Raw genomic sequence first — 19,638 nt, 5'->3', positions numbered from 1 at the left:
TACACCCTACTGAGCACAGTATATAAAAAGGTATCATCATTATGTCAAACTCTAATCATTACGAGCCACCCAGCGTCTGGACATGGGATGCAGAAAGTGGCGGTAAGTGGGCAAGTGTCAACCGCCCTATCGCTGGCCCAACGCATGAAGCAGAACTACCTCGCGGCAAACATCCGTTGCAGATCTACTCAATGGGCACCCCTAACGGTCAAAAAGTCACCATTATGGTCGAAGAATTATTGGCATTAGGTGTGACAGACGCTGAGTACGACGCGCACCTTATTCAAATTGGTGAAGGCGGACAGTTCTCATCAGGTTTCGTTGAGCTAAATCCAAACTCAAAAATCCCTGTACTTTTGGATACAGAGACTGGTAGCCGTGTGTTTGAGAGTGGCGCTATTTTGTTTTATCTTGCCGAAAAATTCGGAAAACTACTGCCTAAAGATGCAGCCGCACGTACTGAAGTGATGAATTGGCTCTTTTGGTTACAAGGCTCTGCCCCTTACTTGGGTGGCGGTTTTGGACATTTCTACTTTTATGCACCAGAAAAGTTTGAGTACCCTATCAATCGATTCACGATGGAAGTAAAACGCCAGTTAGATGTACTAGAACGTGAGCTTGCAGAAAATCGCTATTTAGGTGGCGATGAGTATACGATTGCAGATATCGCCACTTGGCCTTGGTATGGCAATCTAATACTAGGCGAAGCCTACAATGCAGGAGAATTCCTACAAGTTGAGAGCTATCCAAATGTACGCCGCTGGGCAACTGAGATTTTAGAGCGTCCTGCTGTGCAACGTGGTCGCAAGGTAAACCGCACTTGGGGTGAACCTGCTGAGCAATTACACGAACGTCATAACGCCTCAGATTTCGAGCTAAAAACTCAAGATAAAGTAGACCCTCAGACAACTGAAGAAGCGAAAAAATAGACGCTTTGTCTATGACTCACTAGGGCGTGTCATCATTTAGATTGTGAGGCTTAAAATGAGAAAAATTGCAGTCAAACAAGGAAGAACTCGCCACAAATATGAACATATTGACAAGATTTCTGACGATGTTTGACAAAATTTAGCCATTTTAAGACCACTAAATGTGTCAATGTGCTAATTGATGATATGCCCTAGCCTACTTAAATAGTCTTATTGGTCTATTTTAAAGGTAATGTTAATTTTTCCTGTTACTACTTGGGACGACTGTAAACATCCAATACTTTTGCACTTAAGACTGCTAATGTAACGCTGTTAAATACCAACTAACCATAAAAATACTATTAAAAAGGATAAGAACTATGTCAACAGATTATGCTCAAAAAAATTCAAGCCGGTACTACGTTTCCTAAAATGGAAGTACAAGTATTAAACAGTGAAATGACTTCGTTAGGCAAACCTGAAAACGGTCATGACTGGAAACTGGTCGTTGTATACCGTGGTAAGCATTGCCCAATTTGCACAAAATATCTAAATACTTTAGAGACAGTAAAACAATCTTTCTATGACGTCGGTGTCGATATCATCGCATTATCTGCAGACAGTAAAGAGCAGTTAGAAGCTCATCTAGATCAAATAGATGTTAGCTTCCCTATGGCTCATGGTCTGACTATCGAGCAGATGAACACGCTAGGTCTATATATCTCTGACCCACGTTCAGCGAAAGAAACTGACCATCCTTTCGCTGAGCCTGCTGTGTTCGTTATCAATGCTGAAGGAAAAGTGCATATTGTTGATATCTCGAACGCACCGTTCTCTAGACCAGATCTTGAAGCCTTGGCAAACGGTTTGGCTTTTGTTAGAAACCCAGAGAACAACTATCCTATCCGTGGTATGCACGGCTAATTGATATAGTAGATATAGAGTGTTGATTCACTCGATTATTTAGCTAATCAAATTTCATTGGTTAGATTATAGCGGGCGTATCGAGATAATTCTTGATATGCCCTTTTTTTGTTTATTGATAACTTAACTGTTATCAAAATATTTAACTTCATTAATCTTTGCTCAGTACTAATGTGTGAGTAGTACTGTTAATCTATAAAAAGAGGTTCTAGACGAAACTCATAGACTAGCCAGCATATAAGGCTATATTTGAGCTCGAAATATCACCATAGACACTTACCCTTTAAGTAATCTGTATTTCTTTTTTTATCGGTTTATTTTTATAGATAAAACAGACTGTTTTTATGGTTTGATTTGTCTCTCGTTTCGGCTAAATCTCAATACGATTGTACATTTTGATTTATCAATGCTGTTTATTATTTGTTGTTAACACTCGTACACTGAGATTGATTTCTGCTAAAATCATGCAGCAACATTATCAATATCTCATCATAGGCATGAGTAAAAGGATTCGATATGCGATTGAAATCAATCGTTCAAAAACTACATGAACGCGCTCCAAAACTGGGCAAAGCTGCCTCACTGACGACAGCAACCAGCGTTATCACTTTCAATAGTATGTTAGCTGGTCTACCTGTCTGGGTCATGGGTGCTACCAAGGCTATCACCGGTGCTGCCATCGCTGACAAAGCCGTTATCGATGTGACGAACTATTGGATCAATAGCAACAATGCATTGATCGATAACGTATTACCGCGCAAAGATTGGCGCATTAATCTGCCTGATGATGTGCATACCAACGGTAAGTATCTACTGGTGAGCAATCATCAATCATGGGTTGATACCAGTATCGTGCAATATATCAGCGAAAAACGTTTGCCATTGACGCGCTTTTTTACCAAGTTTGAGCTCATATATATTCCTGTCATTGGTCAAGCTTTCTACTTTCTCGACTTTCCTATGATGCGTCGACACTCTAAAGAAGCCATCGCCAAAAACCCTGCTCTAAAGGGTAAGGATATCGAAGAAGCGAAACGAGCATGTGCATTGCTCAAGGACAAGCCTTTTACACTATTGAACTATCTAGAAGGGACTCGCTTCACTCCTAGCAAACATGATAAACAAAGATCCCCATATACGCATTTACTTAAGCCACGCGCTGGCGGGTTATTACTGGCTATGAGTGCATTAGGGGAAGAGATTGATGGGATTTTGGACATGACGATTGTCTACCCTGACGGTGTTCCCACTTATAGTGATCTATGGAAAGGCAATATCAAACGTTTAGGCGTCGATGTGCGACATATTGAGATACCCAAAGACCTGTTTACGGCGATCAAGAACGGCGGCTATGAAACAGATGAAGCGATAAAAGCACAGATGTTTGAATGGGTAGAGCAAATATGGCATCAAAAGGATCAGCTAATCACAGAGATGTTGGCTGACTTTGAGAACAAAGATGCTATCAAAACAAGTGATCTTTGATACTTTTACCTAAAGGTACTCATATATAGATAAGAGTTTCTCATAGTGTAGTAAGTTCTAATACAGATAATTTGGCACCTCATGACTGAAAAGTTGACGTGCCAAAGTTTTTGATGATGTATGTTTTAATAACTAGCTATTAATAACGAAGTCATTCAAGCCTCTTGAATGTCTAAACCGATGACATGGTTAAGATGGCCAGTTTTTAGGTATATCGTCGCGCCCTCTACCCCTGCTTTTATTTGTACATTTATATCTATCGGCAGGCGTATCCAACTATCCTGCTGATATAACTGTCCACCCTCTATTAGCTCGCCTGCTACAACTAATATTTCTGCACCGCCATGAACTGTCTCAGTGCATAGCAACTCGCCTGCATCGATACGCTGTAGACTAACGTGCTCTACCCCATCAGAAAAAAGCGGGCAGATATTACGGTTGCCTTGTTGCTGCCAATTAGCATCTTTATAAGTGTCGATAACCACGTGCTGCGTTTCGTCAGACGACATTTGCCTCAATTTAACGAAAATAACAGCACCTTCATCACTATAAGGCCGATGACCTGAAGACGGTGGATTACGTAAATACCAACCTGCTGGATAATGAGTGTCATCTGCAGAAAAAGTGCCTGATAATACCAATATCTCTTCGCCGCCTGGATGCAGATGGTGCGGAAAGTAAGAGTTTGGCGCATAGCGTACAAGACTGGTAGCGCGAGCCTTCTCCGCGCCTACACGATCAAGCATGACACGCTCCACACCATTTTGTGGTGACTTAATCCATTGATGTGCTTCAGGAGTCAGTGAAGCACGTTGTGAAAAATCTGCATTAATTAGCATAAAGTATTCCAAAGGTATTAAATGATTAGGGCGTACCCACAATATGAAACTGAGGACACGCCCTAGACGATAAACACAAATATATGACGTTATTACCGCACTAGAATGACCGGCGATAACGTGCTAGCGATAATTTCTGTCGTTGTACTACCGAGAAACAATTGCTGCCATTTCGAATGTCCGTACGCACCTACGACCATAATGTCGACATTGTTCTCTACCTGAAACTTTAACAATCCGTCCACCGCATCAGAAGCAGATAAATGATGTGCTTCAACAACAAACCCAGCATCTTCTAACTGTGCGGCGGCGGCGCTCATACTTTGCTTAGCAGCGTCGTTATGATTGCCCACCATCACGATATGACCTTTCATACCTTTTAATAACGGACTTTTTGACACCATTCGTGCCGCTTTAATAGAAGTTTTACTGCCATCAAAGGCAATCATATAGGAGCTTGGCTCTTCAAATTTTTCTGAGCAAATCAATATGGGAATATCTGACCCACGAGCGACCGTCTCAATCTGACTACCAATATTGATCCGACTGTTCTTATGATCTTCTCCGCGTCGTCCCATTACAATCGCACGATTTTCTTCTTTGAAATGCTCAATACTAGGAAGCAGTTTGCCGTGGCGTTGATAAACGCGAACATTGACATCAGCGAAACTGCTTTGAATATGACTTTTGGCATCTTGTACCAGCGCATTGCTGTAGCTGTTGACGACTTTTGCTCTTTGCTCATCCAGCTGGGACAACTCTTCTAACAAAAACTGACGGCTATTTATACCTATAGCACCTGATAAATCTCGTCTGGTCGATGCCGGTATGTCACTGACATGCAATAATCCAACAGGTACGTTTAATTTATTGGCATACCACGCTGCATAGTCACAAACCGATTCAGTCACTGCCGAGCCGTCAATACAGGCTAAAATGTGCTGTGATGTTGTCATAACCTGTCCTTAAATTTAATTATTTAATCCTATACAGCTTGTTAGTCCTGACCAAGCTATGCTCTCTGGGTAGGGTATATTTTACTTACTTCACAACAGTTACCTTGCAGAAATCCCCTTATAAAGCAAATTTGCCCCTTCATTTGATAATAACCAATTTACACGGCTTCATCCAGCGATGTGTGCGACCCTTTTGCAATAATTGCAATTTGTTACCGACAGCATTGTGCATGGCTCACCGCAGGCTGATACCTAGCTATATATAAAGTCTTATCATCGTCTGACCACATGCGCTAGCAAAGTTTGCTACAATGTATTTTTTTAGCATTTATGATTTCGGTATCGTTATTTAGGTGATTGGATTATGGCAAAAAAATGCCCTACAGGCTCAATTATTAAAGGCTGGATTGGTTGATAGCAAAAAGGCCAAAAAAATCAGCAAGCAAACGCAACATGCCAAGCGTACTGGTGACTCAGAAAGCGTCGAAGCAAAAAAAGCGTTGGCAGAGGCGCAAGCTCAAAAGCTAGAAAAGGATCAAAAGCTTAATCAAGAAAAACAGCGCGTATTGGAAGAGAAAGCATTAAAGGCCAATATCGTGCAAATGATTAAGCAGCATCAAATTACTGAGACAGAAGGTGAGATCAGCTATCAGTTTGTCGATGAGTCCAAGGTAAAGAAAATTGCTATCACTCAGAAACTGTACGATCAAATCGTGGCCGGTCACGTAGTCATTGCACGTTTGGAAGAGAGCTACGCACTACTACCTCGCCCATTAGCCGATCGTATTGATTCAAAAATGGAAGGTTTTATGGTTGTGTCAAACGACACTGCTGAAGAAGCACTGGCAGAAGACGATCCGTATGCTGCTTATGTGATTCCAGATGACTTGATGTGGTAGAGAGTTGTTTTACTGCTGTTGGCTTTACTATAGTGTTATAAGCATCCCCTCAAAAGCTTTATAGAATTTATGTTCTATAAAGGGCTTTTTGCGTTTATACAGGTTAGGCGAATCTTTATAGCACAAAATAGACGTCAAATGTGTCGATAGGCTCAATCAAACGTACATAAATCAGGCTTCTTTAACCTAACATTGCTGGTTTGTTTAAAGAAAGTAACCTATCGCTATAATTGCCAGAATATGGATATAATCAACTTGAACAGTTATTCAATAACTACTACAATGCATTTTTAGCACATATGGTGGTAATACTTTGTTTTTTTTGAGTAATCACTCAAAATTATTCATCTTTTACCTGTGTTTGTTACCTGATAGTTCGGTGCCATCGTGCTCGTTTTATTTGCTTAATTTGTTCCAATTCACTTTTACTTTTTCTCAAAAAGAGATAATTCATGCCAAAACACTTGCCAATCTCACTATTATTTCTTCGCCTTGGTGTTTTCATCGTATTCTTCTTTTGGACAGTCGACAAATTTGTAAATCCTGAGCATGCCGCCAATGTGTTTGCTAAATTCTATGCATTGGAAAACTTGGGCATTACTATTGTTTACGTTATTGGTAGCTTACAAATTATTCTTATCTTCTCGTTCGTCATGGGTTTGTTCAAAAAATGGACATACGGCATCATTTTATTGCTACATGCCGCCTCTACGTTTGCATCCTTTGGTCTTTATTTAACGCCTTTTGAGAACTTATTATTTTTTTGCTGCATGGCCAATGCTGGCAGCCTGTTTGGCGCTATTCTTAATGAGAGACTATGACGCCCTAACATTGGGTAAAAATACGTCTCCAGTATAACTGTTGGCAGCAGTGCTTGTTGCTTCAGTCGTATAAATGTCAGCCAATAAGACATAATGTATATACTATTAAGACTGCCGACTTAAATTTTTTATCGTAGTTAAGCGATTCAGACAATTCGATTTGATTGCCACGTTACTCAACTATAGTCACTTAAGTATTGTTACTTAAGTTTAGTTATTCAGACGATGAGTGTTCTACTGTTTGAGTAATAACTACGATTTTAGCCTTTGCTCCCTTATTTGGCCAGATTTTCCATGATTAAAAGAATATTTTTAATACTATTAATATTGATATTAGCGGCAAGCTTTTTTTATTTTGACCTAAATCAATTATTGACGCTTGATGGCTTAAAAGGGTCGATGGCGCAATTTAATGAATACAAAGCGCAGTCACCGCTATTGATTATCGGTGGGTTTTTCTTACTATATGTCGTCGTCACTGCCCTCTCCTTACCAGGCGCTGCGATTTTGACGCTAGCGCGGGTGCGCTATTTGGTTTGGTTCAAGGCTTACTCGTTGCCTCATTTGCATCGAGTATTGGTGCTACCATTGCCTTCTTGGCATCGCGTTATTTACTGCGTGACACCATCAAACAGCGCTTTCCTGAGCGGTTGGCAGCTATCGATGCAGGCGTCGCAAAAGAAGGTGGATTTTATTTATTTACCTTACGTCTGGTACCCATATTTCCATTCTTTTTGATTAACCTATTGATGGGTGTGACGTCTATTAAAACATGGACTTACTACTGGGTCAGTCAAATCGGTATGCTGGCTGGAACGTTTGTCTTTGTCAATGCAGGGACACAGCTGGCACAGATAGATAGCTTATCGGGTATTTTATCTTTCAACTTAATTGTCTCGTTTGCGTTATTAGGTTTCTTTCCATTAATAGCAAAAGGAGTGTTGAACATGTTTAAAAAACGCCGTGTTTATAAAAACCATACCAAACCTAAAAAGTTCGACCGCAATATGATTGTGATTGGCGCAGGTGCTGGCGGATTAGTCACAAGTTACATTGCCGCCGCAGTAAAAGCAAAAGTCACACTGATTGAAGCAGGTGAAATGGGCGGTGATTGTCTAAATTATGGCTGTGTACCTAGTAAGGCCGTCATTAAGAGCGCAAAAATCGCTGATCAAATTCGTCATGGTGAGAACTATGGTCTAGAGAACACTGTACCGCAGTTTTCATTCAAAAAAAAGTGATGGCACGTGTACAGCAAGTAGTGGCTGATATCGCACCGCACGATAGCGTTGAGCGTTATACCAATCTGGGCGTCGATGTGGTCAAAGGCTATGCCAAATTAGTTGACCCTTGGACAGTAGAGATTCAACTGAATGACGGCGGCATGCAAACCCTAACAGCACGCACCATCGTCATTGCCACTGGCGCTCGCCCATTTGTACCGCCTCTCCCAGGTATAGAAGAAACAGGTTACGTGACCAGTGACACGCTATGGACGAAGTTTGCTGAGCTAGAAGAAGCCCCGAAAAAGCTAGTAGTACTGGGCGGTGGTCCAATCGGTAGCGAGCTTGCGCAAAGCTTTGCTCGCTTAGGCTCTAATGTAACGCAAATTGAGATGAGCGATCGTATTATGGGTAGAGAAGACCTTGAAGTCTCTACCTTTGCTCATCAGTCGCTTACTGAAAGCGGTGTCAATATTTTGACCTCACATCAAGCGATGCGCTGCGAGATGCGTGATGGTAAAAAAAATACATTATCGTCAAACACAATGAAACAGAAATCGATATCGAGTATGATGAGCTTCTTTGTGCCGTTGGTCGTAGCGCACGCCTTGAAGGTTATGGTTTAGAGGCGCTAGGTATCGAAACCAATCGTACAATCGTAACCAACGAATATCTCGAGACGTTATATCCCAATATTTTTGCCGCGGGCGATATCGTTGGTCCATACCAGTTTACTCATGTCGCTGCCCATCAGGGTTGGTACGCCGCAGTGAATGGTTTATTTGGCAACCTGAAAAAGTTTAAAGTAGATTATCGCGTGATTCCGTGGGTTACATTTATCGACCCAGAAGTCGCTCGAGTCGGTATCAACGAGCAAGAAGCCATTGATAAAGGCATCGATTACGAGATTACTCGTTTTGAGTTTGAAGAGTTAGATCGTGCTATTACAGATAGCGCGGCTAAAGGATTTATCAAAGTCATCACGCCAAAAGGTAAAGACAAAATATTGGGCGTTACGGTGGTTTCTGAACATGCAGGCGACCTAATCGCTGAGTTTGTATTAGCAATGAAACATGGTCTGGGTCTTAATAAAATATTGGGCACCATTCATAGCTACCCGACTTGGCTGAAGGTAACAAATACGCCGCTGGTGAGTGGAAACGTGCTCACGCCCCTGAGACCATATTAAGTTGGTTAGAAAAATACCATACTTGGCGTCGCGGTTAATTAATGATAGTTAGTTAATATCAGTTAATTAAGGACAGTTTGCTGATCAACGTCATTAAATGATGCAATTAGCAGCAAAGTTCTAAAAGACTCTAATAAAGCTGGTTTAGATTTTGTGATATCTATTTGGTTTGACATGGCAGACTATGAAATCTTTACCAGCTTTACTAACATTTAAATCATAACGGAAACTTGAATGCGCGTTATTACCACTTTACCGATGCTCAAACGTCTTACGCGATATAGCACCTACGCTATGGTGATGAGCATTTGTATTGGTATATCAGCAAGCACAGCATCGCCAACTACTGCCAATATTAACCAAGATTTGTCACCTTGGCAGCAGATAGAAGCCAAAGGCAGCAATCAAGACGTTTACTTCTACGCGTGGGGCGGTGACCCACAGATTAACGCCTACCTACAATGGGTCGCCGATCAAGTTGATGATAAATATAATATCAACTTAGTCCATGTTAAATTGAGCGACACCAGTGAAGCAGTCAGTCGGGTACTCGCAGAAAAATCTGCTCATAATGACAACCAAGGCAGTGTTGATTTGGTCTGGATTAATGGTGCTAACTTTGCCACCATGAGTGAGAACTCATTGCTACTTAAACAATGGGCAAACAAACTGCCCAATTTTGCGTTGACTGACCCAGAGAATAATCTAACCGTAAACTTTGACTTTGGTGTGCCGACCAACGGTATGGAAGCACCATGGGGACAAGCCTCTCTGACGTTTTATTACGACAGCCTGTCGACCAGTAAACCGCCAACAACGCTAACTGAACTGACCACTTGGACAGCACAAAACCCTGGCCGTTTTAGCTATCCTAAGCCGCCTGATTTTTTGGGTATGAGTTTCTTAAAATACGTCTTAGTTATGCTGCATGAACGACAAGACGCTCAAACGGGTAAAAACATTAGCGCACAGCTCAACTTGCCTGCCACTGAAGAAAACACCGCGCTCGTATTAGATCCGCTATGGGCGTTTTTGGATGGCTTTCATCCAACCTTATGGCGTAATGGCGAGCAGTTCGTGCAGACAGGTGCGCAGATGCGGCGCTTGGTCGATGATACTGAGCTGAGTCTGGCCTTTACCTTTTCAGCACCAGAAGTTCCTGCAGCCGTACAGCGTTATGACTTACCCCAGAGCATTCGCAGCTATGCCATGAGTGACGGCAGCTTAAGCAATACTCATTTTGTCGCTATCCCTTATAACGCTAGCCATCCTCAGGCGGCACAATTAGTAGCCAACTTTTTGATGAGTCCAGAAGCCCAAGCAAAAAAAACAAACCCCTTCGGTATGGGGTGACAAAAGCGTACTGGTTCAATCTACACTTAGCCCTGCACAACAAGCATTATTCAAAACCAAGCAGCCCCATCCAAGCGCCCTGCCCTTTGACAGTGTCAAACGCACGGTAAGCGAGCCGCATCCAAGTTGGGTAGAGGCCATCCAGCAAGGCTGGCAAGCACGTTATGGGGTGAGTCCATGAGCCAAGGTTTTGATAAAATAACGAAAAAAAGGTGATAGCCCTAGACCTATTACGCTTGAGAAAAAAGATCTGTTTACGCGTATCGTGTCTTTTAGTCCCAAACTCTTAATTCTCATATTAATATTACCCGTACTCTGTGGCCTCATCTGTGTACTGTTGCCTGCCCTAAGCTGCTTCCTGCCCTAGAAAAAAAACGACCTTGAATCTGCAAGGGTTTATAGACCTGTGGCAAACACCTGGCATCACGCAGATGGCTGCGTTAAGTCTCGCTACAGGACTTATCAGCACCCTACTTGCTTTTGTGATTGCCTGATGATATTAGCCGCGTTTTTTTAACAGTGTTTGGTTGCAGCGTATTGAGCATTTATTAAGTCCTATCTTGGTCATTCCTCATGCAGCTGCAGCCATTGCCGTTGGGTTTTTGATTGCGCCATCAGGTATGTTTGCACGGCTCATCTCCCCGTGGCTAACTGGTTGGGAGATGGCACCCGATGGTATGTTTCCACATGATCCATACGGTATCAGTATCATCTTGGGTTTAACATTAAAGGAGCTGCCGTTTTTGCTATTAATGGCTTTGGGCGCGCTGGCTCAGCCTGAGCTTGGCAAAAAACTGCGTCAACAGTATACCGTTGCGCTCAATTTGGGTTACTACCCGATTACTGCTTTTTTTAAGGCGGTCTTGCCTCTGCTATATCCTTTTCTACGTTTACCGATTTTGGCCGTGTTGGCCTATTCCAGTGCGAGTGTCGAGATACCATTGATATTGGGCCCTAACACACCGCCAACACTTGCTGTCTCTATCATACAATGGTTCAACGATGTCGATCTTACCCTACGTATCAAAGCATCAGCAGGGGCATTATTACAACTTGTACTGACAGCAGGGTTAGTCGGCTTTTGGCTGGGCGGCGAAAAAGCTATCAAAGCCATGTTTAGTGTTTCGTCAATCAATGGCAAGCGTCATTATGCAGACGCTATCTGGCAAAAAATCACCGCTATTCTTACCGTAGGCGTGATTGGTTTTATGATATTGTCGCTCGCTGGGCTTGTACTATGGGCATTTGCAGGATTTTGGCGATTTCCGGTGATGCTACCAGAGCAGTTCGTACTATTACATTTTCAAAGTGCCTTTACCCAAATGAGCACACCATTGGTCAATACGCTTAGCATTGGTGCCGTCAGTACCGCCTTTGCTGTTTTTCTGACTTTGTTATGCTTGGAAGCTGAGCAACTGAGTGCTAAGCCATTGTCACACTTCACCAGTTTTATTATTTACTTACCGCTCTTGGTGCCAAGTATTGCTTTCTTGTTTGGCTTGGTATGGTTGCAGCAGTTGGCCAATCATCAATCAGAATTTTTTTAATGTGGCATTTGCGCATCTTTTATTCGTGCTACCGTACGTGTTTTTATCACTGGCCAGTAGCTATCGACGCCTAGATCCTCGTTTTGCTCATGTGGCCGCCAGCCTTGGTGCTGCACCAATGAAAGTGTTTTTTCAGATAAAGCTACCGCAGTTATTTGCCCCTATTTTGATTGCTATAGCACTCGGTCTAGCAATCAGCTTTGGTCAGTACTTGCCAACTCTATTGACGGGTGGCGGACGTATTGCCACTATCACGACAGAAGCGGTGACACTGGCAAATGGTGCCAGTAGGCGTACCAGTGCCGTCTATGCCATCATGCAAATGGCGCTACCGCTCATCGGTTTTATATTGGCTTGGATGCTACCCAAATACTTTTTTTAGAAGTGGTACTCGATAGCAGGCTGATCATAAAAAAAGCACACGTTATCAAACATTAAAATAATCAGTCGTAAAAAACGCAAACAAAGGGTTCCTGATGCCATCATCTTTACAGATAAAAGACTTACAACTGTTTCGTCAAAACGAGCAGTTATTGAGTATCAACGAAGACATCGCTGGTGGTGACATTCTAACCGTGATGGGGCCTTCTGGTAGTGGTAAGTCCAGCCTACTAAACTGGCTAACAGGCACTTTGGCTAGCGATTTTACCGCGTCTGGTACTGTCTGGTTGAACGATGAAAACGTGACTCACCTGCCAGCACATTTGCGCCGTATTGGTGTGCTGTATCAAGATGCACTGCTGTTTTCACACCTATCAGTCGCGGGCAACATTGCTTTTGCTATGCCAAAAGGAAATAAGAGACAGCGAGTTGAAAAAATAGCGCAGTCTTTAGCGCAAGTGGGCTTAGAAGGGATGGGAGATCGTCATCCTGATAACCTATCAGGTGGTCAACAAGCACGTGTCGCCCTACTACGTACGCTACTGAATGAGCCCAAAGCGATACTACTTGATGAGCCGTTTAGCAAACTTGATACTCAATTGAGAATGGATACGCGGCAATTGGTATTCGATCAGATTCGTACTCATAAGTTGCCTGCTATTATGGTCACGCACGACCAAAGTGACGCTGAAGCAGCCAATGGCAAAGTTATTTATCTAGGCCGTATCATCAATTAGCACATTGATACATTTAGTGGCCTTAAAATGGCTAAATTTTGTAAAACATCGTCAGAAATCTTGTCAATATATCCATATTTACGGCGAATTCTTCCTTGTTTGACTGCAATTTTTCTCATTTTAAGCTCCACAATCTAAATGATGACACGTCCCTAGGACAATAGCTTTGGATATCAGAGTCAAATATCAACGCTAAATACCCAATCAAAGTACCAAAATAAGCAAAATATAAAAGGCAGCTCTCATGTTAGACAAGTTTATTACGCCCGTCATCAAGCCGCTGCTAACCCCAATAGTAGCGACATTGCATAAGCTCGGTATTACGGCTGATCAGCTTACGGTAGCTGGATTCTTGGTTGGTATGTTGGCACTACCACTCCTCGCATTTGAGCTATGGTATGGCGCGCTAGCAGTAATTATATTGAATCGTATCTTTGATGGACTGGATGGCGCAATGGCACGCTACGCAAAGCAAAGCTCAAGCGCAGGCGGCTACTTAGATATCACCCTCGATTTTTTTGTTTTATGCCGCTGTGCCACTCGGGTTTATTTTGGCCAACCCTGCGCAAAATGCTATTGCAGGTGCCTTGTTGTTAGCGGCGTTTATTGGGACAGGTTCGAGCTTTTTGGCTTTTGCGATTTCTGCAGAAAAATTTCAATTAGATAAGCCTCAGTTTAAATATAAGAGCTTTTATTATCTTAATGGTCTCACCGAGGGCACCGAGACTATTGCTCTTTTTATTGCTCTTTGCATTTGGCCGCAGCATTTTGTGCTACTTGCTGGTATCTTTGCTACTGCCTGCGCTATTACTATTTTTACTCGTATACATGGTGGATATCATACTCTCAAGCAGCTCGAATCTACCAAGTAAGCGTCTAAAGATATACGTCATATTGAAACCTAGCAATGAACCTCTAAGCATTTACTGAATCATCGAGTCGCAGTGCTTCTATAGATAAGGCCATATCTTCAGCAAGGGCATGTACCGTCGAGCTCTCTATGTCACGCTGTGCAAAGGCACGCAGACCCATGACTTCTGCTTGTAGGCGACGGCCAAGTCGAACCGCATCCAGCTGACTATCCATTTCACCTACATTCTGCGCTTCTTTAAAGCATTCTATAAAGCGTGTCTCCATACCTGCCAGCAGCATTTCCACCTTGGTTAACGCTGTTTGTTCACGCGCACCAAGCTCTAGTAAGCTTTTGACCAACATACAAGCACGGCTCGGCAACGCTTTATCACGAATCCCGCCAAGCTGACGTATGTAAGCCGCAAGGCCCAATAAAGGCGTTTTATGATGGCTCAATACTCGCTCAAGTTCAGTCAATCCTAGACGTGCATAGTATTCTAGGGCCTCTTGAAACAAGCCGTCTTTGTTACCGAAAGCGGCATAGATACTGCCTGGGCGCATATCGAGCGCTTGCTCGATATCTTTTAGAGATGTGGCATGAAAGCCTTTTGCCAAAAAAGCTGTAGCGCGCGCTCCAAGGCATCCTGACGATTATAAAGTGCGGTGCGTGACATAATGTGCCTCATTTAAAAAGCCGTGACTTCATATAAAAATGGGCACGGCTATAAAACTTGAATGATTGCTCAATTTTATCCTGAATGGGTGCGACAGTAAAGTTAATATAAGAAACGGTCTGGTAAACAAACGTAATGCTAGGGCGCGACTTAGCTATCAGCAATCACTCTACAATAATTCAACAGTCATGCTGATAGCTAGTAAATGGTCTCTACAGTGGCTAGTGATAATCTAGTTAAAAATCCAATTGATCGGTCAGTAATACGTGTTTGCTCTTCTGATAAGCGGACAAACCATCACCGCCCAACTCACGGCCGATACCGCTTTGCTTAAATCCGCCCCATCCTGCTTCTGGCAGTACGATTTGTTGCTCGTTAACCCAGATATGCCCGGCTTTTATTTGTAGCGACATCTCAAGCGCAGCAGTCTCATCGGCGCTCACGATGGTAGCTGCTAGAGCAAACTTGCTATCATTAGCTAGGCGAATAGCCTCTGCATTGTCGATAAAGGTTGTACTGACTAATACAGGCCCAAACACTTCCTCCATCCATAATTGGCTGGTCGTTGGTACGTCTGTATAAATCGTTGGGGTTGCAAAATATCCTGAACCAGTAACTATCTCGCCACCAGTCAAACAAGCAAGATGTTCGTCAGCGGCAATATCAAAGAACTTCTTAACTTGATTCAGCTGCTGCTCGCTCACCAATGGACCCATTTGCGTCTCTGTCGCGAAACCATCACCTATTTGCAAACTTTCCGTTTTTACTTTTAACGTCTCAAAAAGCTGTTCAGCGATGTCTTGATGGACAACCAAACGCGACGTGGCCGAGCATATCTGACCTGCATTGGTAAATATACCGCCAATGATTAAATCGCAAGCGTAGTCAATATCAGCATCTGCGCAGACCACGATGGCAGACTTACCACCCAACTCTAGGCTAATGTCTTTGATGCCTTTTGCTGCTTGAGCCATCACCTTTTCACCGACTATATTACTACCAGTAAACGATACTTTGTCAATCAGTGGATGACTGGTCATAGCAGTGCCCACTTCGGCAGCACCTGGTAAGATATTAACCACCCCTTTTGGCAAGCCAATTTCCGATAGGATATTACCTAGCATAAGCTCTGGTAATAATGTCAATTCAGACGGTTTCAATAGCACGGTACAACCTGCCGCTAGCGCAGGTGCCAGCTTCCAAGAAGTCGTCACCATTGGAAAATTCCAAGGGGTAATCAGCGCACAAACACCCACTGGCGAGTATGTCTTTAACAAACGAATACCCGATTCAAGCGTTGATACCTTAGACCATGTTGCCTGCTCTGTGATGAGATTGGCATAGTAGCGATAGCAGGCAATGGCGTCCCCTACGTCTATCTTCGCCTCTTCAATTGGTTTGCCGTTGTTTAATACAGACAGTCCAACCAACTTATCGAATTGCTGCTCCATAGACTCCGCAATTGCATTTAGATAGCGGGCACGCTCACTTACACTAGTCTGTGACCAGCTAGCAAAGGCTTCATCAGCCGCTTCGACTGCCTGCTCTACATGGGCGCTGGTACATAAGCGCGTCGTTGCAATCACCTCGCCTGAATTTGGATCATACAACGCATGGTTATTTGTATTATCAAAGCTTGCATCACCAGAATCGGTCACGAGCGCTTCAATCGTAACCCAGTCACCATTGATATAAGCGGCATTTAATACAACTTCGTTTTGAGCCGTTTGTATGGCAGTTTCTCTGGTTAAATCTGTAGAGTTCAGCATTTCCATAATGGTCAATCGCCTTATATTTTTGATCAAATTGTCTTTATGTGCGTAACGTCCGTAATGTAACTGGCTAAATGGTCGGTTTAACTGACTACAGAAAAACCGACCATTTGCATATTACTTTCAGGCTAGATGCCTTGTGAATACTAGACACGCCACTAATACAGTAGATGCGCCACTGATGTGATGACTACCAAACTAATAAGCGTACGAAGGATAAAGATTAAAAATAGCTCTAATACATTTAGCTTAATATTTGATTTCAAAATCAGCGCACCGACTTCAGACATATAGATAATCTGAGTGATTGAGGCAGCTCCAACGATGAATCGTGTCATCTCACTTTCAATGCTTTTGCCAACCAATGCTGGCAAGTACATATCTGCAAAGCCCATAATCATGGCAGGTGCAGCTTTTGCCGCTTCTGGAATCTGCAACCATTCAAGTACTGGTACAAGCGGTGTCGCAATCCAATTAAAGACAGGCGTGTACTCTGCTAAACCAAGGCCAATCGTACCGATAGCGAAGGTTACTGGAATTAGTCCCAAATAGATATCAAACAGATTGTGTACGCTGCGTTTGAACACTTTACCTAAGCTAGGCATAGAATGCGCGCGAGTGACGGCACGATTGACCGCCCACTGGTACGTTGTATATTCTGCAGGAATGCCTTCATCTAGCATGCTTTTGCCAGAATGATACGTATCAGGCTTAAGTGACAATGGTGGTATACGCGGCATGATAATCGCAGCGATGAAACCAGTTAGCGCAATGGTTAGATAAAAGAAAACGAAGTTATTGTCTACGCCGATGGTTTTGGCAACCACATAGGTAAAGGCGATAGAAGTGACGGAAAATGTGGTCGCGATAATGGCGGCTTCACGCTGGCTGTAGAAGCTTTTGTCATACTCTTGCATAGTGACTAGCAGGCCGATAGACGCTGCGCCAAACCAAGAAGACATTGCATCGACAGCAGAACGACCAGGCAGTTTAAAAAGCTTGATAAATACTTTACTGGCTAAGGTACCCAAAAACTCCATCAAGCCGAAATCAGTCAAAAATGGTAGCGATAAAATGGCAAAGAAGAACAACGGAATCAAAACAGGAATCAAATCTTCAAAAATGACACCGCCCGTATTCCGATTGATAATAAACTCAGGGCCAACTTGTAGAAAAATCATCCAGACAAATGCCATACCTAAAAACCGGATAGCAAGCCAAAACCACTCAACATCAAAAAGCTTTTTTACCAGTGAATCTTCATGCAAATTGGGCTTTAACGCTTTGACGGCTAGCGCACCAAAAAAAGGATATCGTCACGAGCGCCATCGTGATATAGGTCACCAAACCACCTAAGGCAGATTGTAGCGTATCGGTCAATACACCTAATAAAATCGTGACTTTACCATCCCACTCAAACGGTATGATAAATAACGCAATACCCAATGCTGAAAACAACAAAAACTTCCACATTGCTGCTCGCCACTGACCTGCTTTTGGCGTTTCTGGATCGACCGTATTATTCCCTAAAATCGGCTGCTGCGACTTATCCATATAACTCGTCATTTAACTTCTCCTTGATGGGCGATGATTGCCAGTTTTTCCATTTCTCTGTCTGACCAATACCTGGGTTGAGCGAATTGGTTGGATCCAGTTTTTTTTATAAAAATAATGTAGCTCAGTTTTAGCAGGATACACATGCCCCACATTGTGCTCAGCAGGATACTCAATATGACGTTGGTCATAAAATGCCAGCAGGTCTTCCTTGAATTGCTTGGCATTGGTCTTAGGTTTTAATAAATAGTCTTGGTGCATGACATGACAGAAAAAAATGCCCCAGATAAAAGGTTTTACTGACTTGTTCTTGTAAGTGTTCAGGTAGAGTCTCGTCCCAATCTACGGCATTTCTAGGTAAGGCAATATCGGTCGATAGCAGCTCGCCAAATTTGTCTTGATTTAAATTGTAATAACGGAACATAGCAGCGGTCGCGGCACTGCGAAATACCAATAATGATTGCGATTCAAGCTGTGTACATACATGCAGCGCACCTTGATAATGCTTTAGATGGTTTTGCAAAAAAATTCTGCGCAGCAGCGATATTGTTGCCATCATTTTTATTAGAATCTTTATCTGAATTTTTATTGGTGCCATTATCAGAGTCGTTATCAAAACCATCTGCGACTTTGATAATCAAATGGTATTTATATGAGAGTGCCTGCGCAGTCAAAGTGGCTGGTAATGACGGCGGCATAAACCTAGATGTCATCTGTAATATCCGATCTGGCAGCGTCTTTGGGAGATGCCACTTATCCAGATAATAGCCAATCTTTGCTTGTAGTCGATACAGCGCCCCTATCTTGCTAGCAGAGAGCTTACGCATACTCAGACAAGTGTCTCGACCATAGTGCATCGTGATGTCGTTATAGTCTTTGTGCATATACTCAGCCAAAACAGGCAGTTTCAACTCGCTTTTTAACCATTGTTTTCTGAGTGTGGACAAGGTATCAGTGTCGTTGGTCGAGAAATAAAATGTTTGCTCGTGTTTGAGCTTGGCAAAGGTCGCTACCCTCACCGCAAATACAATGACCTTGCCAGCTGAGCCAGACGCTTCGTACAGGCCGTTAGGATCATTGTTAAATCTAGCAGGTGTCTCTGCCTCACAATCACGGACTTTGTGTTGATAATGATGGTTAGTGCAAACTTTACTGTTGCTCTTGCTATCTAATGCTTCGCTAAATGTACCAGCTTGCAGGTTCTCTAGCATTTCCTCTGGCTGTGTGCCCAAATCCAGTCCTAGATGATTGATTAACTCAAACGCTCCTGAGGTATTGCGTCTGGCAAATAACGCCATCTCAGTATAGGCAGGTCCACGCTGCACTAGCATCCCGCCTGAGCTGTTGCAGATGCCGCCTATCACTGATGCGCCAACACAACTAGAGCCCAATACTGAATGCGGCTCACGCCCTAATGGCGCAAGGGTAGACTCTAATTGCTGCAAAGTAGCGGCTGGCAAAGCAACCAGCTCTGCTGCCTCATTAAGTAAATGCACACCGGCTAGTAACTGCATAGAGATTACG

At 43.0% G+C, this 19,638-nt stretch carries 22 protein-coding genes and 2 pseudogenes; 15 read left to right on the top strand and 9 right to left on the bottom strand.

Annotated elements, in window-relative coordinates; genetic code table 11:
• Positions 1 to 41 precede the first annotated feature (41 nt).
• From yghU to TT11_RS12125, 3 genes are all read left to right on the top strand, one after another.
• Positions 42 to 929: a glutathione-dependent disulfide-bond oxidoreductase gene (yghU, locus tag TT11_RS12135; protein ID WP_261870640.1), complete on the top strand. Its 888-nt coding sequence runs from the start codon at positions 42 to 44 to the stop codon at positions 927 to 929.
• Positions 930 to 1,301: 372 nt separating this feature from the next.
• Positions 1,302 to 1,832 (top strand): redoxin domain-containing protein, encoded by a 531-nt coding sequence (locus TT11_RS12130; RefSeq protein WP_261870639.1) that lies wholly within the window; start codon positions 1,302 to 1,304, stop codon positions 1,830 to 1,832.
• 516 nt (positions 1,833 to 2,348) lie between these two features.
• A complete protein-coding gene (locus TT11_RS12125; protein ID WP_261870638.1) occupies positions 2,349 to 3,317 on the top strand; it encodes an acyltransferase in 969 nt (322 codons plus the stop codon).
• Between the two features lie 155 nt (positions 3,318 to 3,472).
• Here TT11_RS12125 and TT11_RS12120 read toward each other — a convergent pair whose 3' ends face one another.
• A complete protein-coding gene (locus tag TT11_RS12120; protein WP_261870637.1) occupies positions 3,473 to 4,156 on the bottom strand; it encodes a cupin domain-containing protein in 684 nt (227 codons plus the stop codon).
• Between the two features lie 92 nt (positions 4,157 to 4,248).
• Complete coding sequence (locus TT11_RS12115; protein WP_261870636.1) at positions 4,249 to 5,112, bottom strand: universal stress protein; 864 nt, start codon at positions 5,110 to 5,112, stop codon at positions 4,249 to 4,251.
• A gap of 356 nt (positions 5,113 to 5,468) precedes the next feature.
• On the opposite strand from TT11_RS12115, the gene TT11_RS12110 reads away from it, so the two are divergent.
• The 12 genes and pseudogenes from TT11_RS12110 to TT11_RS12055 all read left to right on the top strand — a co-directional run bounded on the left by TT11_RS12110 (position 5,469) and on the right by TT11_RS12055 (position 14,134).
• A complete protein-coding gene (locus tag TT11_RS12110; protein ID WP_261870677.1) occupies positions 5,469 to 6,011 on the top strand; it encodes a DUF2058 domain-containing protein in 543 nt (180 codons plus the stop codon).
• Positions 6,012 to 6,463: 452 nt separating this feature from the next.
• Positions 6,464 to 6,832 carry a hypothetical protein gene (locus tag TT11_RS12105; RefSeq protein WP_261870635.1) on the top strand — a complete coding sequence of 123 codons (369 nt, stop codon included), beginning with the start codon at positions 6,464 to 6,466 and terminating at the stop codon, positions 6,830 to 6,832.
• A gap of 536 nt (positions 6,833 to 7,368) precedes the next feature.
• The gene (locus tag TT11_RS12100; RefSeq protein WP_261870634.1) at positions 7,369 to 8,073 is read left to right on the top strand and encodes a TVP38/TMEM64 family protein; all 705 of its coding nucleotides are present in this window, start codon (positions 7,369 to 7,371) and stop codon (positions 8,071 to 8,073) included.
• Complete coding sequence (locus tag TT11_RS12095) at positions 8,073 to 8,681, top strand: FAD-dependent oxidoreductase (protein WP_261870633.1); 609 nt, start codon at positions 8,073 to 8,075, stop codon at positions 8,679 to 8,681. Before TT11_RS12100 ends, TT11_RS12095 begins: the two co-directional genes overlap by 1 nt.
• A pseudogene (locus TT11_RS12090) lies at positions 8,618 to 8,752 on the top strand (hypothetical protein); the annotation flags it as partial. The gene TT11_RS12095 and the pseudogene TT11_RS12090, both read left to right, overlap by 64 nt.
• A gap of 72 nt (positions 8,753 to 8,824) precedes the next feature.
• Positions 8,825 to 9,244: a hypothetical protein gene (locus tag TT11_RS12085; RefSeq protein WP_261870632.1), complete on the top strand. Its 420-nt coding sequence runs from the start codon at positions 8,825 to 8,827 to the stop codon at positions 9,242 to 9,244.
• A 234-nt stretch (positions 9,245 to 9,478) separates the two neighbouring features.
• Complete coding sequence (locus TT11_RS12080) at positions 9,479 to 10,597, top strand: ABC transporter substrate-binding protein (protein WP_261870631.1); 1,119 nt, start codon at positions 9,479 to 9,481, stop codon at positions 10,595 to 10,597.
• Between the two features lie 527 nt (positions 10,598 to 11,124).
• Positions 11,125 to 12,144: an ABC transporter permease gene (locus TT11_RS12075; RefSeq protein ID WP_261870630.1), complete on the top strand. Its 1,020-nt coding sequence runs from the start codon at positions 11,125 to 11,127 to the stop codon at positions 12,142 to 12,144.
• A gap of 25 nt (positions 12,145 to 12,169) precedes the next feature.
• A complete protein-coding gene (locus tag TT11_RS12070; RefSeq protein ID WP_261870629.1) occupies positions 12,170 to 12,526 on the top strand; it encodes an ABC transporter permease subunit in 357 nt (118 codons plus the stop codon).
• A gap of 94 nt (positions 12,527 to 12,620) precedes the next feature.
• Positions 12,621 to 13,262: an ATP-binding cassette domain-containing protein gene (locus TT11_RS12065; RefSeq protein WP_261870628.1), complete on the top strand. Its 642-nt coding sequence runs from the start codon at positions 12,621 to 12,623 to the stop codon at positions 13,260 to 13,262.
• A gap of 244 nt (positions 13,263 to 13,506) precedes the next feature.
• Positions 13,507 to 13,929: a CDP-alcohol phosphatidyltransferase family protein gene (locus tag TT11_RS12060; RefSeq protein ID WP_370587843.1), complete on the top strand. Its 423-nt coding sequence runs from the start codon at positions 13,507 to 13,509 to the stop codon at positions 13,927 to 13,929.
• Positions 13,814 to 14,134 (top strand): hypothetical protein, encoded by a 321-nt coding sequence (locus tag TT11_RS12055; protein ID WP_261870680.1) that lies wholly within the window; start codon positions 13,814 to 13,816, stop codon positions 14,132 to 14,134. Before TT11_RS12060 ends, TT11_RS12055 begins: the two co-directional genes overlap by 116 nt.
• Positions 14,135 to 14,177: 43 nt before the next feature.
• On the opposite strand, the gene TT11_RS12050 is transcribed toward TT11_RS12055, so the two are convergent.
• The 7 genes and pseudogenes from TT11_RS12050 to TT11_RS12025 all read right to left on the bottom strand — a co-directional run bounded on the left by TT11_RS12050 (position 14,178) and on the right by TT11_RS12025 (position 19,628).
• The gene (locus TT11_RS12050; RefSeq protein WP_261870627.1) at positions 14,178 to 14,729 is read right to left on the bottom strand and encodes a TetR/AcrR family transcriptional regulator; all 552 of its coding nucleotides are present in this window, start codon (positions 14,727 to 14,729) and stop codon (positions 14,178 to 14,180) included.
• A gap of 295 nt (positions 14,730 to 15,024) precedes the next feature.
• Positions 15,025 to 16,563, bottom strand: coding sequence for an aldehyde dehydrogenase family protein (locus tag TT11_RS12045; protein WP_261870626.1), 1,539 nt, complete (start codon positions 16,561 to 16,563; stop codon positions 15,025 to 15,027).
• 155 nt (positions 16,564 to 16,718) lie between these two features.
• Complete coding sequence (locus TT11_RS12040) at positions 16,719 to 17,828, bottom strand: YjiH family protein (protein WP_261870625.1); 1,110 nt, start codon at positions 17,826 to 17,828, stop codon at positions 16,719 to 16,721.
• Positions 17,821 to 18,126 carry a hypothetical protein gene (locus TT11_RS12035; RefSeq protein ID WP_261870624.1) on the bottom strand — a complete coding sequence of 102 codons (306 nt, stop codon included), beginning with the start codon at positions 18,124 to 18,126 and terminating at the stop codon, positions 17,821 to 17,823. Before TT11_RS12035 ends, TT11_RS12040 begins: the two co-directional genes overlap by 8 nt.
• Positions 18,107 to 18,214, bottom strand: a complete 108-nt coding sequence (locus TT11_RS17350; protein WP_370587846.1) for a hypothetical protein — start codon at positions 18,212 to 18,214, stop codon at positions 18,107 to 18,109. The genes TT11_RS12035 and TT11_RS17350 overlap by 20 nt, the downstream gene beginning before the upstream one ends.
• A gap of 68 nt (positions 18,215 to 18,282) precedes the next feature.
• Positions 18,283 to 18,670 (bottom strand): annotated as a pseudogene (locus TT11_RS12030) (hypothetical protein); the annotation flags it as partial.
• On the bottom strand, positions 18,582 to 19,628 hold the full coding sequence (locus TT11_RS12025) for a hypothetical protein (RefSeq protein ID WP_261870623.1): 1,047 nt from the start codon (positions 19,626 to 19,628) through the stop codon (positions 18,582 to 18,584). The pseudogene TT11_RS12030 and the gene TT11_RS12025, both read right to left, overlap by 89 nt.
• Positions 19,629 to 19,638: the final 10 nt, after the last annotated feature.

The organism is Psychrobacter sp. JCM 18901 (genome assembly GCF_000586435.1).
Classification (GTDB): Bacteria; Pseudomonadota; Gammaproteobacteria; order Pseudomonadales; family Moraxellaceae; genus Psychrobacter.
Note: the sequence above shows the minus strand (reverse complement) of the source record. Positions and strands in the feature narration are given on the sequence as shown.

What these genes read in the sequence shown, in the direction of transcription:
- yghU (WP_261870640.1), top strand. Translation starts at nt 42, where the DNA reads ATGTCAAACTCTAATCATTACGAGCCACCCAGCGTCTGGACATGGGAT.
- TT11_RS12130 (WP_261870639.1), top strand. Translation starts at nt 1,302, where the DNA reads ATGCTCAAAAAAATTCAAGCCGGTACTACGTTTCCTAAAATGGAAGTA.
- TT11_RS12125 (WP_261870638.1), top strand. Translation starts at nt 2,349, where the DNA reads ATGCGATTGAAATCAATCGTTCAAAAACTACATGAACGCGCTCCAAAA.
- TT11_RS12120 (WP_261870637.1), bottom strand. Translation starts at nt 4,156, where the DNA reads ATGCTAATTAATGCAGATTTTTCACAACGTGCTTCACTGACTCCTGAA.
- TT11_RS12115 (WP_261870636.1), bottom strand. Translation starts at nt 5,112, where the DNA reads ATGACAACATCACAGCACATTTTAGCCTGTATTGACGGCTCGGCAGTG.
- TT11_RS12105 (WP_261870635.1), top strand. Translation starts at nt 6,464, where the DNA reads ATGCCAAAACACTTGCCAATCTCACTATTATTTCTTCGCCTTGGTGTT.
- TT11_RS12095 (WP_261870633.1), top strand. Translation starts at nt 8,073, where the DNA reads ATGGCACGTGTACAGCAAGTAGTGGCTGATATCGCACCGCACGATAGC.
- TT11_RS12080 (WP_261870631.1), top strand. Translation starts at nt 9,479, where the DNA reads ATGCGCGTTATTACCACTTTACCGATGCTCAAACGTCTTACGCGATAT.
- TT11_RS12065 (WP_261870628.1), top strand. Translation starts at nt 12,621, where the DNA reads ATGCCATCATCTTTACAGATAAAAGACTTACAACTGTTTCGTCAAAAC.
- TT11_RS12060 (WP_370587843.1), top strand. Translation starts at nt 13,507, where the DNA reads ATGTTAGACAAGTTTATTACGCCCGTCATCAAGCCGCTGCTAACCCCA.
- TT11_RS12045 (WP_261870626.1), bottom strand. Translation starts at nt 16,563, where the DNA reads ATGGAAATGCTGAACTCTACAGATTTAACCAGAGAAACTGCCATACAA.
- TT11_RS12035 (WP_261870624.1), bottom strand. Translation starts at nt 18,126, where the DNA reads ATGACGAGTTATATGGATAAGTCGCAGCAGCCGATTTTAGGGAATAAT.
- TT11_RS12025 (WP_261870623.1), bottom strand. Translation starts at nt 19,628, where the DNA reads ATGCAGTTACTAGCCGGTGTGCATTTACTTAATGAGGCAGCAGAGCTG.